This is a genomic window from Alteromonas sp. I10, assembly GCF_003201515.1.
Lineage (GTDB): Bacteria > Pseudomonadota > Gammaproteobacteria > Enterobacterales > Alteromonadaceae > Alteromonas > Alteromonas macleodii.
The window spans coordinates 156,975-173,060 of the sequence record NZ_QJJN01000003.1 but is presented as its reverse complement, the minus strand read 5'-3'; the positions used below and the strand labels follow the sequence as shown (position 1 = coordinate 173,060).

Sequence of the window (16,086 nt, the reverse complement as noted above, 5' to 3'; positions counted from 1 at the left end):
CGTGCTTGAAGTGAAGCACGGCCTTTTTGTTTGTGGAATGTTTTCTTTAATCAATAGAGATAGGCGTTTCAAAGCCACGGGGTTTAACGCCCACAACGGCACACTTAAGCTGATGGATAGTTTCTTCTGCGGTGTCGCCCATGATGTAGCCAGGCACACCTAAACGTGCCACTGTGCCCATAACAATAATGTCGGTATCAAGGGATGTGGTTGTGGCTGCAATTTCTCTTCGAGGGTAACCGTGAACAATGTGCTTCTGAGGTTTCAAATACTCTAATACATTGTCATCCAATTCATTGCCTAGTTCTTCAAGCAATTTGTCTAGTTCCGATTCACGCTCGGCATGGATTTTTGCAAGATCGGTTTCCATTCTATCGTTATCAACCGATATGAAACCGTCTCTTGCTATGTTCTCAGGAACCGCATCAAAAACGTGAACAATGTGTAGCTGTGCAAACTCTAACAAGGCTATTTGGCTTGCGTGACGCAAAATGTCGCGATTAAGATCGCGCCTAATAGACACTTCATGCTGTGGATAGTGATAGTTCAAATCCAGTGCTGCAACTACGTTTTTGTACTGACTGCGAGGCTTGTGGTTAATGATCCAAACCGGGCAAGGGCATTTGCGGAATAAACGCATATCTAAGCTTCCGAATAGCTTATCTAGAAAGCTCTCTTCTGCCCGTTTAATTACTAGATCGATATTGTTCTTTTTTACATAACGCACAACGTCAATAAGCGGCTGACCTACCGTTACCGCAGTAGACACAGGATAGTGTTGTCCCCAGCTTTCCGCTTGTTCTTTTAACCAATGCTGGGCTTGGGTTTCCATGGTTTGCTGAGAATCAACATAAGAGAAAGACTCCATGACCATACTGGCGTTGGGCGGCAAAGATTCTAACGAAAGCATAATGGTAAGCGAGGCTTGGTGCGCTTTGGCGATATGCAGTGCTTGGGCTACCGTATCATCTTGACGATGAGAGTCGCTTAATACACATAAAATGTTCTTATAATGTCCTTTCATACTGCCCTCAATAGTTAATCGCTCTATTGACTGAATGATACAAGAGCGGGTCTTACTTCGCTGTAAAAATATGTTGCGTATAACGCTTTAATTTAATCCTAACGCTACTTATTGGGGCTTTCCAGCGGGAAATGTCAAATTCTCAAAAGCTTCTTATAGATTGCACAATAAACAGAATTATCTACCTCTTTTTTAGGATGTTGTATACGTACAGCTGTGAATAATAGAAGATCGCTCTCGTTAACCATGGGTATCAACCCTAGGCGCTATTTAATCTTTATGTTAGATTAATCCAATATTTTTTAATCCCTTTTTAAATAATTGTGAGATGCCCATGAAATGGCCTAATCTTAAGCACCTGCACTATTTGGTGACGCTACATCAAGAGCAACATTTTCACCGTGCTGCACAGCGCTGTAACGTAAGTCAGTCAACATTGAGTACGGCCATTCAGAACCTTGAAGAGCACTTCGGAAGCCAACTTCTTGAGCGTGAACATAAAACCTTTGTGTTTACATCGTTGGGACTAGATATTGTTGAACGCAGTAAAGTGCTACTTCAGGAAGCGGGAGAGCTGGTTGAATATGCGCAAAACGCGGGCAATTGGCAGCGAGGCACCTTAAAACTAGGTGTTATTCCAACCATTGCGCCGTTTCTTTTTGAAGGCATGATGGGGGCGTTTTCTGCATTTTTACCCGAGATCAACTTGGAAATGCAGGAAGACACGACGGAGAAGTTGCTACAGCAATTGACCGACGGCAGATTAGACTTACTTATTCTAGCGTTGCCAATGGAAACACCAGGGTGTAAACAGATGGTCTTAGGGCATGACCCGTTCCATCTTATTGCGCACAAAGATATGGCTGAGCAACTACCTAATCCTGTCGACATTTCAACCTTGCCGAAAAAGAGTATTTTCTTACTACAGCAAGAGCACTGTATGACCGGGCATGCGGTAAGTGCGTGCAATCTTCAGCACAGCGACCAAATTAGCAGCGTAGCGGCTAGCAGCTTGTATACCTTGGTGCAATTAGCGAATAGCAAAATGGGCTACACCTTTTTACCTGAACTTGCGATAAACCAGTCTATTCTTGAGCACACAGGTCTTAAGAGCTTCCCCGCTGAAGAGCAGGGGTTTCGCGAGATTGGCTTAGTATGGCGTTCAGGCACTACGCGTATGCAGCTGTTTCGTCGTATCGGTGAAATTATCTCGCCACTGTTGCCTATTCCTACACTAAAATAACCTTGGCGCTGAGCGCGCTACCTTTCATATTTATCTAAAGCGGTTAAGCCTATAGGTTCAGCCGCTTTTTTTTGCTGACATCAATTATTGTCTTGTGCACCAACCCCAAAGAAGTTCTTCATCCATCGCTTAAAGCACAGTTTCATTGGCGTTATTCCCTAAATGACAATTTATTTATCAATTAAATAAACTTTTTTGCAAAGCTTATCGACTTAATGGTTAAGTAAAAAAACAGAGCGTAAAAACGGGGAACGGCGTGTTTAATAAACGAGATGAAAAACTCGTGGAACAGGCATTAAAGGGTAATAAAAAAGCGTGGTTTACGCTTATATCTCGCTACGAAACCGCTATGTATCAATACGGTATTCGAATGACAGGGAACAGCCATGATGCAGCAGATTTAATGCAGGAGATTTTTATCTCTGTGTTTCGCAGTCTTGCCTGTTTTAAAGGTGAGGGCAGTTTTAAAAGTTGGCTCTATCGCATTGCCCACTGTCGCTGCGTTGAACTGTATCGCAAGCGAAAGCCGCATTCTGACATTGACGATATACAGGCGCCACTTTGCGGTGCGCCATGCCCTGAAATGCAGCTTTATAGCGACAGAGAGAGTAGAGCATTAACGCAGGCTATGCAGACCCTACCTTTGGACCAAAAGGCGGTGGTGGAATTGAAATTCTTCGGCCACTTCACGTTCGAAGAAATTGCACAGCAAATGGATATCTCAGTAAATACCGCTAAGTCGCGACTTTACGCAGCCTTGGCAAAGTTGAAGTTGGAGTTGGAATAATGACCTTATATGACAAAGAAGCCTTATTCTCAGCTTATCTGGACAACTCGCTTAATAGCGAGCAGGAAAAGCAGTTTAACGCGTTGTGCGATTCAGATGCTGAGTTCGCGCAGGCGGTAGAAAATAGCGCCCGTTTGAACAGCGCAAGTGCAAGCTTCGTTGCTCCGGCACTTCCCCAGTGGGACAAAGAACAGACCTTTTTTAAGAAAGATAAACCACGTTCGCTTTCGTCTTGGTTTAGCTTGCCAGCGTGTGCCATGGCCATGTCGGCGTGTGCGCTGTTAGCCGTACTCACCGGCGCAAAGCTGTCGTATAGCGATAACGGTATAGCGCTTACGTTTTCAAACAAAAGCGCCAACAGAGTGGATGAAATGGTTGAGCAGCGCGTTACACAAGAAGTCGCCAAAGCTTTAGGTGAGCAACGTGATTTCTATCAACAAGCAAACCAAACACTATTCAAAGAATACGCTCAGGCGCTATCTACACAGCAGCAACAAAGCAGTGCAGAGCTTACTAAGTACTTGTTAGCGTCGAGTAGGGAAGAACGCAAACACGACTTTGCCGAGCTTATTAAATTTATCAACGAGCAGCGTATTGATGATCAAAGATTCTATGCACGCCAATTTACGCGTCTACAGGATGAAATTGATGACATTGAAATAGGGTACAGCGCGGTAAATTTACCTAACAGCCGTTCTGAAGTGCCATTAACCATGCCGTATGAAACAAACAATCCACAGTCGTCGCTAGATGATTAATGTAATTAGGTGAAATTATGAAACGTTTATTAACTGCTTTACTACTTTGCTCTGCTGCTGGTGGTCTTGCGAACGCACAAAGTGCGCAAAAATATGACACGCTATCGAATGAATTAGAAATAATGTCTGGGGTACTCAAAACGTCCTTACGACAAAATGCCGCAACTGATTCTTGGAGAGTGAGTCAAATTGAAACCAGCTATCTTGCTGGGCAGGGGGCGGTATTTACTTTTTCAGTAAGAGGCCAAAGCGGTAACTGGGTACGAGAGATAGAAACGCTGGTAGAAGGATTAGTTGCCACCGTACCACCTGCACCGCCTGCACCACCAGTTCCGTCTGCAAATTCGTTTAGTGATGTTGATGACATTGTGTTTGAAGCAGCCAGAGAGTGGGAAGCTTACGCAGAAGAAACCAGCCATCGTTTTTCTCAGGCGTTTGCTGACAACAATAGTCGCTTACGCGACTTGCGCAACATGCAGCGTGAACTTGCCTGGGAAGCAAGAGAAGTAGAGCGTGAACTGCGAGATATTACCTTTGAATTGCGTCACGCTGACGAGGCGCGAAAAAAAGTATTACTCGCGCAAAAAGAGCAGTCTGGAGAGCAGCTTAAGCAATTAGAAGCGAAAGAAAAAAGCATGAAGGATGAGCTTAAAGCAATTGAAAAAGAGCAGACTAAACAAATGGAGGCGCGTAAAGCGCAGCAGCAGCAAGCTTACAAAACGTTTCTGGCCGGTTTTGAGTCGGGCATGAGCGAGACCTTATGCAGATTTGGGTCAGGCTTACGCGGTCTGCCGGAAAATGAACATATCAGCATGGTGCTGAAAGATTTTGAGATGGACGAGAGCCGCGAGCGCAAAGACCGAATTTATGTATTTACTCGTGCTGATATAGTGCGCTGTGTTCAAGAAAAAATAGACGCGAATAAACTTCTCACCAACGCTAATATTTATCAGTTTTAAATAAATAAGCTCGGCGCACTTATGAACGCTTTGCTTTGTTAAAACAGCACGCGTGCCTTCGTTAATGAACGTTGATAACGAAGGCGCGCTTTTTATTGGCCTACATTTTAGGTGCAATATGCCCTAATTCTGCTGCCCAAGTGAGTTCGGATCTCTTAAGGTTATTTGCCGCACTAGCGCCAAAGCTGTGCAGCGCATTGTAAGCGCTATTAGATGGAACACGGCAATAGTGGCAAAGTGCATAGAACAAAAGGCTACAGCGGTGCTGTGAGCCATCGCAATGTAAGTATATCTTCGCTCCTTCGGTCAACATTTGAGATAGTTCATGAAGGTATTGGTGAAGGTGTACGTCTTCGGTGGGGGACTCTGACGACGGGTGTAAAAAAGGAACCCAAAGCCACTCTAACCCAGCTGCTATTGAACGATCACGAATAACCGGTGCGTTCTCTTCACTGGTTTGTACCGTTGCAATATGGGTAACACCCAGTGACTTAAGGCGTTCAAAGTCACTTTCAACGGGCTTTTTACCCAAGCATATTTGTCCTGCGTGTAGTGAAAACCACGCAATACCTGGTGTCAACGTAGTGCTGTTTTCCTTTTTCTCGGCGTCTTGCTTGTTTGTTAGCATAAGTTTTTACATGGTTTTGGCATAGCAGCTTAATTTGGGCCTTTTGTTAAACGACAAAATAATAAATTGAAAAGTAGTGGCAGCTACATCCGCCAATCACGAACATGTGCCAAATTGCATGGGTGTACTTTACCTTTTTTGCCACGTAAAAGCACACGCCTACACTGAAACACAGCCCGCCTGCTACCAATAACCATAGGCCAGCACCGGGAAGGGCGACATAAAGAGGGTAGATAAGACCCAGTGCAATCCATCCCATCAGCAAATAAGTCATCACGGATACCTTTGGGAAACGATGCTGCGCGACGAGCTTAAACGCCACGCCGCCAATTGCCAAGCTCCAGATAATCGCGGTCATAGTAATACCCAACACGCCACCAATCGAAACCAGTAACAATGGTGTGTAAGTACCTGCTATCAATAAGTATATTGCGCTGTGGTCAAATAGCTTAAGCCATCCCTTTGCCTTTTGATGGGAAATGGCGTGATAAAGGGTTGAGCTTAAAAACACCAGAATGAGTGTAGAGCCATAGATAGCTGCAGTAGTTAACGCGAGCGTATCTTCCGCTCGATACAACATAAATACTAAACCCACGATAGCAGCAATAAAGCCAACCCCATGACTAATACTGTTCAGCCACTCTTCCAGTACAGAGTAGGCTTTTGCAGGAATGCTTTTTGATTGCGGCACAGCCTGTGTCTGAATCTGTTCTTGGATCATCACAGCTCCTGTTTTTTTATTTCTAAGAATAATGGGTAGTAAATGCCCTTAAAGCCTCTTGTCGCACTTTCTCGATAAGACATGCGATCATTTCAGCGACTAGCGCTTTCAATTGATGCGCGCAGTTCAGCATTTTCCCTACTACGTCCATTAGGACAATTATAGCGCACACTTGTTCGCTCAATGCGAAAATAATAACAGAAAACGTCAAAAATCTGATGACAATCAGATTACAAAAAGAGGTTAAAATACCAATACGCATAGATAATTGCCCACTCACAAGGCGCTGGCAAGTTTCCTAGCAAAGCGTGGGCATGTAGGGCTGAGTGGTGATTATCTATCCGGACTGGTTTAAATCTGCATTCTCGAAACAGCCGCCTAATTTGTCTAGTAGGACTTTTAACGTACGGCTTTCATCTGCAGTCATGCCATTGAGCTTGCAGAGCATTTGCGCAGGCACGTCTTCTGCTATGGCTTTCTTCTTCTTGCCCGTTTCAGTGAGTTGAACGCGCTTAACGCGTTTGTCGGCTTTATCTTTAGTGACAACTAAAAAGCCTTTGTCTTGTAGCTTTTTGAGAATCAGCGACATAGCACCACCGTCTATGGCCGTTCTCTCCAGAAGCTCGGCAATAGTAATGCCATCGTTTTCCCATAGCGCCATTAACGTCACATATTGAGGATAGGTGATATCCAGCGCTTTAAGAAGGGTGCGGTAAGCACGAGTGAATGCATTCGACAGCGTATAAAAACGGTGGCAAAGCTGATTTTCCAACTTCAATAATTCTGACATGACGCTTAACCCTTATCGGTAAGGCTTTTTCTTAACAATAATATTTTGCATACAAAACACTTGATCTGCAAGTTGGTTTGGTGATAATTTATTTTGCATGCAAAGTAGTTGTTTAAATAAACCTATGAGGAGAGTAACTATGCATAAACTTCAACAAGTCGTTTATACCGGAAGTGCAACAGCAACGGGTGGTCGTGAAGGAACAGCGAAATCAAGTGATGGTAAGCTAGACCTTAAACTCTCTACACCTAAAGAATTGGGCGGTGCAGGTGGAGAAGGGACGAACCCTGAACAAATGTTCGCAGCGGGCTATTCGGCGTGCTTTATCGGTGCACTTAAGCATGTGGCTGCATCGCAAAAAATTAAGCTGGCCGATGACATTAGTGTAACTGGCAACGTTGCAATTGGACCTATTGAACAAGGCTTTGCTATTGCAGTAAAACTGACGGTAGATTTGGGCGATATGGACAAAGCACAAGCGCAAGGCTTGGTGGAAACTGCGCATCAAGTATGCCCATACTCAAATGCGACCCGCGGTAACATTGAAGTAGATATTAGCCTTGCTTAATTAAACGGCAAACGAGTCAGAGGTTAACGCAAATAGTTAATGCCCTCGTCAGATAGCTGCGCCTTCGTCAGATGGCGTAGCTATCCTGCACTTATTCACGTCAACCCTTACTGCTTTTCGAAATATAGCGCAGTTACAACGCAGCTCTTCGAATTAGAGTCGCCAGTCATATAACAGATTGATACACTGAGATCGTATCAATCATCCTTTAGGAAGTTATATGAAAAAATACGGATTACTGGCTACATTCGTATGCGCGCCTGTTTTGTTCGCATGCAGCGACAACAGCAATGTAGACGCAGCCAAGACAGACAAAGATCAAGCCGTCAGCGTAGGCTCGACTTCAGACACTGAAGCACAAAATGTTGCAGTAGCAAGCCAAGCTGACGCGGCTATTGCCTCTGGGGTAGATTATCACTCCTTCGCGAACCCTAATGAGATTCGGGTTACCCATCTCAGCCTAAACCTAACTGCAAACTTTGAGACCAAGCAGCTTGTTGGCGACGTAACGCTTGATGTAAAGCGTGAAAAGCCCGACAACAACACATTGGTGTTAGATACGCGAGCATTAGACATTCAGAGTGTTACCGTAGACGGTGAAAGTGTTCCTTTTGAAATGGGAGAGGTTGACCCTGATTTAGGTACACCTCTTACGATTACGTTACCTAGTTCCGCAAACGCAGTAACGGTTGCGTATTCAACTTCACCTGATGCGTCTGGCGTACAATGGTTAACGCCAGCGCAAACTGCAGGTAAAAAGCACCCGTTTCTGTTTACCCAAGCGCAAGCGGTTCACGCGCGAAGCTTCATTCCGCTTCAAGACTCACCGCAAGTACGCGTAACCTATGACGCGACCATTAAGACACCTGAAGCGCTGTTGGCGGTGATGAGTGCGTCAAACGATCCTACCACCGAGCGCGATGGTGAATATGAGTTCACCATGCCACAGCCTATCCCTTCGTATCTTATTGCGTTGGCTATAGGTGATTTAGAATTTAAAGCCATGGGTGAGCGTACCGGTGTGTATGCTGAGCCTGCGCTACTTGAAAGTGCAGCGAAAGAATTTGAAGATACAGAGGCGATGTTAGAAGTAACAGAAGAAACCTATGGACCTTACCAATGGGACCGTTACGATCTGCTAATTCTACCACCGTCATTCCCGTTTGGCGGTATGGAGAACCCTCGTTTGTCGTTTATCACCCCAACGGTCATTGCTGGTGATAAAAGCTTGGTTTCATTGATTGCTCATGAATTGGCGCACAGCTGGTCTGGTAACACGGTAACAAACGCTACATGGCGTGATCTGTGGCTAAACGAGGGCTTCACAACCTACTTAACTTACCGAATTATGGAAATGATCTACGGTCACGATCGTTTTAAAAAAGAAGCGGTGCTCGGTTATCAAGACCTGGAGAATGATGTTGCTGCATTAGAGGAAAATGATGAGATCCTGGCTATCGACCTTCGTGGTCGCAATCCGGACGATGTTTTCTCAAATATTCCCTATGAAAAAGGCGCACTGTTTTTACGTGAAATTGAACAAAAGATTGGCCGAGAAAACTTTGATGCTTTCTTAATGCAGTACTTTAAAGACTTTGCTTTTAAGAGCATTACTACCGACACGTTTATTGCTTATTTAGATGATACCTTGTTAAAGCAGTATCCAGATAAGCTAGACGCGGAGCGCATCCAAACGTGGATTTTTGAACCAGGCATTCCCGAGGGAGCGCCACAGCCAGAATCTGATGCGTTCACTAAAATCGATGACACACGAAGCGCTTGGCTTTCTGGCGACGTGAAAGCGGCGGATATTGAAACCGCGCAGTGGACTGTACACGAGTGGCTATATTTTCTAAACAACATGCCCGAATCGCTAAGCAGCGCACAGCTGGCTGAGCTAGATTCAGCGTTTTCACTCACATCGACTAAAAACAACGAAATTGCTCATAGCTGGTTGATGATCGCAGTAGAGAATAACTATCAGCCTGCCTATGATCGTTTGTATAGCTACTTGGTGTCGATAGGGCGCAATAAGCTTGTTAAGCCCCTTTATCGCGAGCTATCAAAAACACCTGAAGGCAAGGCGTTTGCTAAACGCGCATTTGAAGAAGCGAAACCGGGCTATCACCCACTTACAGTGAAAGCTAATGAAGGCTATGTGAACTAAGACTTTATTAGACTCATGCGAACCGGTCTCGATAAGAAGACCTTCGTTTTTGTGATAACGACAGTAAAGGTCTACGTTTGTAGGTTTCCGTTACTTGGCTAAAAAATAAAAGCAGCTCAATTGAGCTGCTTTTTTTGTGTCTGTCACTGGTATAGAAAACGCGAGAGGAAAAATAATAAAAATTTGAACAATTGTTCAAATAAACGATCTGAAAGTTGGGTACAACGTATAGAATTTTACTTTGATGTGTATCTGTACAAAGCAGTTTATCGCGATCTCGCTTGTACTTTGAAGGATTAAACCGACTTTAAGGAGTTTTTATGTATACGCAAAAAATGCATCCAGCAACGACATTTCCCGATGTCTCAGCAACCCTATCCACAGGGGAAACGGTGTCGCTTACCAATAAAGAAGAGGGATGTGATTGGAAAATGGTGGTTGTTTATCGCGGTAAACACTGCCCAATATGTACTAAATTCCTGAACAAATTAGAAGATTATAAAGGTCGTCTACGCGAGCTCAATATTGATTTGGTGGCTGTAAGTGGTGACAGCAAAGCACAGCTCGATGAGCATCTAGACGACCTGTCGATTACGTTCCCTATCGCTTACGGTCTCTCGCAAGAAGATATGGAAAAACTTGGGCTATACATCTCCAAGCCGCGCTCAGATAAAGAAACCGACCACAATTTTGCTGAACCTGCGCTATTTGTAGTGAATGAAAAAAACGACATTCATATTGCTGAAATAGCAAACGCGCCGTTTGTGCGCCCTGACTTAGAGCAACTCGTATCAGGCTTGGAGTTTATACGTAACCCAGATAACAACTACCCCATTCGAGGCACCTTTAAAGGATAAGGTCAACAGGCCCTAGTTATGTGAGATAAAAAGGTAAGGCTCTGGTGGTTTTCAGAGCCTTTTTTATTTACATATAGAAACCATCAAAAGCTAGCCCTAATTTTATCGCTTGCTTATTGTTTTCTAGGGCTTACTCGTTTTCAACTGACACTGAAAAAGCAATGGGGGCCATCTGCTTTTTAAAGTCTTCCAGTGCATCTAAAGGTAGCTCAACATTTATTACCACACTGCTTCCATAGTTACAGTTCGCAATTTTACCTTGAGCTTGCTCTACCAAGTGACGTACAAACTGCTCGTGTTTGAAATCGATGTCTACGCTAAGCGGTTCCAGCTTTATCTCTTGTCTTACCTCAAGAGCATCTACGGCTTGCTGTGCTGCAGCCGAGTAAGCCCTTACCAATCCCCCCGCACCTAATTTAATTCCGCCAAAATAACGCGTGACAATAATCATGATGTCGCCGATATCTTTGTGCTGAAGTACATTTAATATGGGTTTACCGGCAGTGCCGCTAGGCTCGCCGTCATCAGCCATCGCCGCGCTACTTGGCGAGTTAGGGTTGCCAAAAACATAAGCCCAGCAATGGTGTCTGGCGTCGGGATACCGTTGTTTCACACTATCTAAAAGCGCCATTGCACTTTCACGAGAATTTGCAAAGCCGGCACAAGCAATGAATTTGCTTTTCTTAATTTCGTACAGGGTTTCAACCTGTTTAGCTGGAACGGGATAAGTCATCAGCGCATTGTAAGCTAAGACAATTTTTTATTTAAGCCAAATAAGGTAAGCAGTGTGTTTTATCGCTTAATAAAACGAAATTTTAGACGACGATAGGCTCAGATAGAACGCAGTGGTCAAAAATACTACTATTTGGCGAATTATCTTGAAAGGTCGTATTTCGTTTACCGTTCTAGCGAGTCCTTATTTCTGTATTTAAAGTTAAGCATCTGAATTTAAATGTTTTTATAAAGTTGGCGCAGTGATTGTAATAGTGAATATGAGTGTGGCCAAGGCGTAACGCCACAACAACGTAACTTCGTCCCAATAAGGAAATCATGCTATGAAATCACGTATTACTGCTATCGCTATTGTTGCTCTTACCTCTGTGTTCACCGGAAGTGCTTTAGCTTCTGTAGAATTTAAGCCTACCGACGATTCGGTCACCTCTAACCTTTGCGTTGCTGCCGCTACCGGGAACAAGTGGAAGCTTCATGAACAAATTAAAGAATCTGCACTAGATAAAAAGTATGTAGCACAGGACATGACGTGTAACGGACTATCTGTCGCTGCGTTTGTTGATCAATATGGCAAGAACGGGGAAAGCATCAAGAAGTACCTGAATATTCAACAGCAGCAGATTGCTAGCGTGGTGCACGCAAAATAACCCCCACAATTAAACGGTGCTAGGCTTGTACGTATGCGTACGCGAAAAATCGTTTGTGTGAAAAAGCGGATTAAAAAAGGGCTGTTGATGATACAACAGCCCTTTTTACTAATTTAACATGACTGCTAGCGTAGAATACCTGATACAGTTTCAGATACATTCAATGCGCCTTTTTGAATTTCATCAATAATGCTTTGCACTTGCGCAATCTGTTGACTATTTTGGTCAACACTGTCTTTAACGCCTGCCATTTTCTTCGTGGATTTGTCAGCAAGCTTTCTGTTCTCTGCCACTACACTTTCAATCTCCACAGTCGAATCGCTGGTACGTTGCGCTAGCTGCCTCACTTCATCTGCTACTACAGCAAATCCTCTACCTTGATCGCCTGCACGTGCAGCTTCAATAGCGGCATTTAGTGCTAAAAGGTTGGTTTGCTCAGCAATGCCACTAATCGTTGTCACAATGGTTTCAATTTTTAGCGATTGCTCACTCAGTTCGTGCATAAGTTGATTGGTTTGCTCAACTTCTAACATGGCTGTATTGAAAATCTCAACGCTTCGTTGAAGTGACGAGGCTCCTTCATGGGCAATTTGAGACGTCTCTTCTGCCGTTGATACTGCGAGTTCCGCCGCCTGTGCGATTGCATTCTTTTCGTTAATTGCATCGGTAATGTTAGATGCAAATTTAATAACTTTTACTACTCGGCCCGAAGCGTCAAACACGGGGTTGTACGTTGCTTCCAACCACAATGCGTTACCGTGCGCATCTACGCGCTCAAACTGGCCTGAAGAGAAATTACCGCGGGCAAGGTTATCCCAAAAATTAGGATTTTCTTGATAAAACTTATCGCGACAGAACATGCGATGGTGTTTACCTTGAATGTCGGCCAAACTGTATTTCACTGTTGCAGTAAAATTCTCATTTGCTGTGATAATTGTTCCATCAGGATGAAACTCAATCACCGCCATCGACTTGTTTAGTGCGTCAGTCACTGCTTTACCAGCAAAATAGGCGTTTTCATGTTCAGTGATATCGTGGTAAATGGCATGAATTTCTGTAACGCCATGCTTATTCACCGCTACGTAGCTTGCCTTAAGCCACTTCGTTTCACCTAACGCCGATTTTCTTGCAACCGTGTCACTAAAGCTGCCGCCATTGACCAAGTGTTGCCAAAACGATTTGTACTGTGACTCAGGTTCAACACCTTCAACGCGCATTGCCGCATGTGAAAACGACGTTGCGGTTGAATTTGGGTAATCCAAAATGGAAAGTAATACGGGAGAGGCAAATGTGCACTGTCCATCGGTACTATAAATGGCATAGGCCATTGTGTTTTTGAACGCATCCAGCGTACCAAGCAAGCCTTGGCTCTCGTCCCTAAGAGCCGAAATGTCATTATTGTATCGAGAACTTGATACGAACATAACGTCTCCGAAAATTACAAGTATAATTAAGAATTAGTGTAGTCTATGTTAACTATATTTAACATTTATGTCGTTTAGACATTAGGCGAAGCCTATGTTTAAGGCATTATCAATTAAGCTTAATTTATTTATAAGTGGTTGTTTTCATTGTTACAGTACGGTAACTATTTTTATCTAACAAGAAACATTCGAACTAATAAGACCACTCGATGCCATTAGAACGCTTTATCCCATTTCGCAAACATGATGTTAGTAAATTGTGTGAAAACATAATTGTGCAAGAGAGGACTCTTTTTCGTACGTTCTCAACATTGCTCGTTAATCGCATACACTATCAATATCATGAGCAACTTGAGGGTCTGAAAGATAGCTATAACGATTTTGACCCAAACAAAGACACCCGCGATCTTACACCTTCAAGTGAAGCTACGAGAAAGCAAAGCCAAAAGGCGTTTTCGAGTGCGTTTGCCAATCTATTAAACGCAGCCAATTTTGAAAAAGTCACAAACGAAGATTTAGAAGCAGCATTAAACGAAGAGTCGCTGTTTAAAGTGCGCCTTGCGGTTAGCTTCGAAGACTTTGAAGATGTGGTGTTTTATCGACGGGGCGAGTCGGTAAAAACTGAAACGCTGCGTACTTTTTTCGGGTTGCGAAAAAAGCAGGTGTCATTTACCAACTACGACAAAGTGGCTGTTTATATCACTTTTAAAGATGAAGCCTACTTCAAAGAGAAAGGGCAAACGCCAGTTACCTTTAAACCTGGTTCCACCATAGTAAAGCTTTTCCAAAACGTACCTAAAGCAGACTTGGAGATGCTGTTTCCCAATAGCGAAGTCAAAATGCGTCCGCTAGATAAGTTGATCATTAGTGCATCGGCGGCAATAGGTGGCACCGTGGTGCTAGTGACTAAGTTAGGCGCCTCGCTACTTCTCATGGCATCTTTTCTGGCCTTTTGGCTTGGCTTTAAAGACGATGAAGTGGAATTGACTAAGCAAAGCCTAATAACTTTTGGTATTGGCATGGGTGTATTCGGCAGCTTTATCTTTAAGGAATGGACAAAGTTTAAAAACAGAAAAATCAGGTTTATGAAAGCCTTGTCTGACAATCTCTATTTTAAAAATTTAGACAATAATGCAGGCGTGTTTCATACGTTAATTGATGCAGCAGAGGAAGAGGACTGCAAAGAAGCTTTGTTGGCTTATACATTTTTGCTGAAATGTAGTGAAGTGTCTGTAGAAGGTTTTGCTGCATTCTGCGCGGTGCGTGCAGAGCGCGAGATTGCCGCTGGTGGAATGACATTAGCAACGCTCGATAGTGTAATAGAAAGTTACTTTTCAGAAGAGCTTGATTGTGCGCTCGATTTCGACGTTACTGACGCTATTAATAAGCTGGTGGACATGGAACTAGTCGAACAATACGGCGATATTTTTGTGGCGCGGGCGCTTAACGATGCTGTGAAGATACTTGATGACTACTGGGATAATATTTATCAGCCTGTTTGATTGACCCTTTAACGTCGATAATAGTACGCCAAGGAATAATAAAGCCTAAGCGAAGCTTTCAAACCTTATTGCTACTCATTACGCACGTGAATAGCGGAAGGTAAGCGCTGACAGTTTGAGTACTTATCCACTAAAATAACCTTCGTGTTGTGCTTGTTTAACTGTGTCTAAAAAGGCTTTTATTCTTAGCGATTGATGGGGGCGCTGTGGGTGCACAACAAACAGCTGACTGGTGCTTTTTATTGGAGGCTCACTCGGTGTCGACCCCTGCTTAATTTCTTCAAAAAGTGCGACCAGTTCACCCGCCTTACTATGCTTTTTCGCCACATAGCTTGGCAGTCTTGCAATGCCGCGGCCTTCCAGCACATGCTGAATGAGCGCCAGATTATCATTAAGTTTTAACCAGCCTTTAACCGCTGTGCGCTTACCGTTTATGAGCCAGTTATCTTGGTCGGGGCCGCAAAAGCACTGGTGCGCATGTAAATCGCTCAACACTTTGGGTGTGCCGGCTTGCTTAAGGTATTGCGGTGCTGCAACTATTGTGTGGCTATAAGTAAATAATGGCTTGGCCACCATATCTTGCGGCGGGTTGTTAGTAGAGCGAAACGCCAAGTCGAAATGACCTCGGTTTAAGTCGTGCCTTTGATAGCTGGTATCTAAATGGAACGAAACATCAGGATGCTGCTGCGAGAAGGAAAAACACAGTTCGCTTAACAAGTAGTGCGCAAACATATTCGGCGCCGTAATGGCGATAATTCCTTCTAGCTGCGTTTGCTCACGTACTAAATTTTGCTCTAGCTCTACCACGCTGCGATTAATCTTCTGTGTATCGGCGTACACTTGTTTACCTTCGTTGGTAAGACTTACTTGGCGTGTTGAGCGCTGCAGCAACTTTACGCCTAACGCAAGTTCAAGCTCCCTTATTTGCTCCGACAGGTAGCCCCTCGATATCTGCATTTTCTCTGCCGCAGCACCAAAGCTTAAGGTTTCTGCTACCGCACTAAACAGCATCAATCGCTCGACTTTTTTATGTGGTTTCATTGGCTAGTTACTTTTTACACGAGATTACATCGGAGATAAATATTCACAATATGCTCGAAAAACTGCGTCTTGAGCAACGTCACATCAGAAAATGTAGAGTTAGTGATTATATATGGAATACAGCTATTCGCTATAAAGAATAATGATTTCGCTATTGTGCGCTGAAAGGTGGTAACTGCAAGCGTAAACTTGAGCTATCCGAAAGGCCTTTATTAATTCTTTTTTGCGAGCGGTGTAT

At 43.9% G+C, this 16,086-nt stretch carries 16 protein-coding genes and 1 pseudogene; 9 read left to right on the top strand and 8 right to left on the bottom strand.

The genetic code is table 11. The features are described 5' to 3' along the window. Window positions 1-46 precede the first annotated feature (46 nt). The gene (locus tag BZA03_RS07650) at window positions 47-1,024 is read right to left on the bottom strand and encodes a universal stress protein (protein WP_110288443.1); all 978 of its coding nucleotides are present in this window, start codon (window positions 1,022-1,024) and stop codon (window positions 47-49) included. A 334-nt stretch (window positions 1,025-1,358) separates the two neighbouring features. Here BZA03_RS07650 and BZA03_RS07645 point away from each other — a divergent pair, with 334 nt between their 5' ends. The 4 genes from BZA03_RS07645 (at window position 1,359) to BZA03_RS07630 (ending at window position 4,771) form a co-directional block, all read left to right on the top strand. After that, window positions 1,359-2,267 carry a hydrogen peroxide-inducible genes activator gene (locus BZA03_RS07645; protein ID WP_014948406.1) on the top strand — a complete coding sequence of 303 codons (909 nt, stop codon included), beginning with the start codon at window positions 1,359-1,361 and terminating at the stop codon, window positions 2,265-2,267. Between the two features lie 256 nt (window positions 2,268-2,523). After that, on the top strand, window positions 2,524-3,054 hold the full coding sequence (locus tag BZA03_RS07640) for an RNA polymerase sigma factor (RefSeq protein ID WP_110288442.1): 531 nt from the start codon (window positions 2,524-2,526) through the stop codon (window positions 3,052-3,054). Then, complete coding sequence (locus tag BZA03_RS07635; protein ID WP_110288441.1) at window positions 3,054-3,812, top strand: hypothetical protein; 759 nt, start codon at window positions 3,054-3,056, stop codon at window positions 3,810-3,812. Before BZA03_RS07640 ends, BZA03_RS07635 begins: the two co-directional genes overlap by 1 nt. Before the next feature lie 17 nt (window positions 3,813-3,829). Then, window positions 3,830-4,771, top strand: coding sequence for a hypothetical protein (locus BZA03_RS07630; RefSeq protein ID WP_110288440.1), 942 nt, complete (start codon window positions 3,830-3,832; stop codon window positions 4,769-4,771). A 100-nt stretch (window positions 4,772-4,871) separates the two neighbouring features. On the opposite strand, the gene BZA03_RS07625 is transcribed toward BZA03_RS07630, so the two are convergent. The 3 genes from BZA03_RS07625 to BZA03_RS07610 all read right to left on the bottom strand — a co-directional run bounded on the left by BZA03_RS07625 (window position 4,872) and on the right by BZA03_RS07610 (window position 6,910). Beyond that, on the bottom strand, window positions 4,872-5,399 hold the full coding sequence (locus BZA03_RS07625; RefSeq protein WP_061484801.1) for a hypothetical protein: 528 nt from the start codon (window positions 5,397-5,399) through the stop codon (window positions 4,872-4,874). 46 nt (window positions 5,400-5,445) lie between these two features. Further along, window positions 5,446-6,120: a hemolysin III family protein gene (locus BZA03_RS07620; RefSeq protein WP_014948411.1), complete on the bottom strand. Its 675-nt coding sequence runs from the start codon at window positions 6,118-6,120 to the stop codon at window positions 5,446-5,448. A gap of 337 nt (window positions 6,121-6,457) precedes the next feature. After that, complete coding sequence (locus BZA03_RS07610) at window positions 6,458-6,910, bottom strand: MarR family winged helix-turn-helix transcriptional regulator (RefSeq protein ID WP_110288439.1); 453 nt, start codon at window positions 6,908-6,910, stop codon at window positions 6,458-6,460. Window positions 6,911-7,049: 139 nt separating this feature from the next. Here BZA03_RS07610 and BZA03_RS07605 point away from each other — a divergent pair, with 139 nt between their 5' ends. The 3 genes from BZA03_RS07605 to BZA03_RS07595 all read left to right on the top strand — a co-directional run bounded on the left by BZA03_RS07605 (window position 7,050) and on the right by BZA03_RS07595 (window position 10,502). Beyond that, a complete protein-coding gene (locus BZA03_RS07605) occupies window positions 7,050-7,478 on the top strand; it encodes an organic hydroperoxide resistance protein (RefSeq protein ID WP_014948414.1) in 429 nt (142 codons plus the stop codon). A 220-nt stretch (window positions 7,479-7,698) separates the two neighbouring features. Next, window positions 7,699-9,645: a M1 family metallopeptidase gene (locus BZA03_RS07600; RefSeq protein WP_110288438.1), complete on the top strand. Its 1,947-nt coding sequence runs from the start codon at window positions 7,699-7,701 to the stop codon at window positions 9,643-9,645. Window positions 9,646-9,965: 320 nt separating this feature from the next. After that, window positions 9,966-10,502 (top strand): redoxin domain-containing protein, encoded by a 537-nt coding sequence (locus BZA03_RS07595; protein WP_014975770.1) that lies wholly within the window; start codon window positions 9,966-9,968, stop codon window positions 10,500-10,502. A 130-nt stretch (window positions 10,503-10,632) separates the two neighbouring features. Here the strand turns inward: BZA03_RS07595 and BZA03_RS07590 are convergent, their stop codons facing one another. After that, entirely contained in the window at window positions 10,633-11,235 is a 603-nt protein-coding gene (locus BZA03_RS07590) for a YigZ family protein (protein WP_110288437.1), read from the bottom strand. A gap of 322 nt (window positions 11,236-11,557) precedes the next feature. Between BZA03_RS07590 and BZA03_RS07585 the strand changes: the two genes are divergently transcribed. After that, window positions 11,558-11,881 carry a DUF3718 domain-containing protein gene (locus BZA03_RS07585; protein WP_110288436.1) on the top strand — a complete coding sequence of 108 codons (324 nt, stop codon included), beginning with the start codon at window positions 11,558-11,560 and terminating at the stop codon, window positions 11,879-11,881. Window positions 11,882-12,006: 125 nt separating this feature from the next. Here BZA03_RS07585 and BZA03_RS20695 read toward each other — a convergent pair whose 3' ends face one another. Beyond that, window positions 12,007-12,414: a methyl-accepting chemotaxis protein gene (locus BZA03_RS20695; protein WP_321825600.1), complete on the bottom strand. Its 408-nt coding sequence runs from the start codon at window positions 12,412-12,414 to the stop codon at window positions 12,007-12,009. Between the two features lie 123 nt (window positions 12,415-12,537). Then, window positions 12,538-12,849: pseudogene (locus BZA03_RS20690) on the bottom strand (PAS domain-containing protein); the annotation flags it as partial. Between the two features lie 665 nt (window positions 12,850-13,514). Here BZA03_RS20690 and BZA03_RS07575 point away from each other — a divergent pair. After that, entirely contained in the window at window positions 13,515-14,807 is a 1,293-nt protein-coding gene (locus tag BZA03_RS07575; protein ID WP_110288435.1) for a TMEM143 family protein, read from the top strand. A gap of 123 nt (window positions 14,808-14,930) precedes the next feature. Here the strand turns inward: BZA03_RS07575 and BZA03_RS07570 are convergent, their stop codons facing one another. After that, entirely contained in the window at window positions 14,931-15,848 is a 918-nt protein-coding gene (locus BZA03_RS07570; RefSeq protein WP_110288434.1) for a LysR family transcriptional regulator, read from the bottom strand. Window positions 15,849-16,086 lie beyond the last annotated feature (238 nt).

Bases quoted from the DNA above. Each gene is read 5' to 3' on its own strand.
- BZA03_RS07650 (WP_110288443.1), bottom strand. From the start codon at position 1,024: ATGAAAGGACATTATAAGAACATTTTATGTGTATTAAGCGACTCTCAT.
- BZA03_RS07645 (WP_014948406.1), top strand. From the start codon at position 1,359: ATGAAATGGCCTAATCTTAAGCACCTGCACTATTTGGTGACGCTACAT.
- BZA03_RS07635 (WP_110288441.1), top strand. From the start codon at position 3,054: ATGACCTTATATGACAAAGAAGCCTTATTCTCAGCTTATCTGGACAAC.
- BZA03_RS07630 (WP_110288440.1), top strand. From the start codon at position 3,830: ATGAAACGTTTATTAACTGCTTTACTACTTTGCTCTGCTGCTGGTGGT.
- BZA03_RS07625 (WP_061484801.1), bottom strand. From the start codon at position 5,399: ATGCTAACAAACAAGCAAGACGCCGAGAAAAAGGAAAACAGCACTACG.
- BZA03_RS07620 (WP_014948411.1), bottom strand. From the start codon at position 6,120: ATGATCCAAGAACAGATTCAGACACAGGCTGTGCCGCAATCAAAAAGC.
- BZA03_RS07610 (WP_110288439.1), bottom strand. From the start codon at position 6,910: ATGTCAGAATTATTGAAGTTGGAAAATCAGCTTTGCCACCGTTTTTAT.
- BZA03_RS07605 (WP_014948414.1), top strand. From the start codon at position 7,050: ATGCATAAACTTCAACAAGTCGTTTATACCGGAAGTGCAACAGCAACG.
- BZA03_RS07600 (WP_110288438.1), top strand. From the start codon at position 7,699: ATGAAAAAATACGGATTACTGGCTACATTCGTATGCGCGCCTGTTTTG.
- BZA03_RS07595 (WP_014975770.1), top strand. From the start codon at position 9,966: ATGTATACGCAAAAAATGCATCCAGCAACGACATTTCCCGATGTCTCA.
- BZA03_RS07590 (WP_110288437.1), bottom strand. From the start codon at position 11,235: ATGACTTATCCCGTTCCAGCTAAACAGGTTGAAACCCTGTACGAAATT.
- BZA03_RS07585 (WP_110288436.1), top strand. From the start codon at position 11,558: ATGAAATCACGTATTACTGCTATCGCTATTGTTGCTCTTACCTCTGTG.
- BZA03_RS20695 (WP_321825600.1), bottom strand. From the start codon at position 12,414: ATGTTAGAAGTTGAGCAAACCAATCAACTTATGCACGAACTGAGTGAG.
- BZA03_RS07575 (WP_110288435.1), top strand. From the start codon at position 13,515: ATGCCATTAGAACGCTTTATCCCATTTCGCAAACATGATGTTAGTAAA.
- BZA03_RS07570 (WP_110288434.1), bottom strand. From the start codon at position 15,848: ATGAAACCACATAAAAAAGTCGAGCGATTGATGCTGTTTAGTGCGGTA.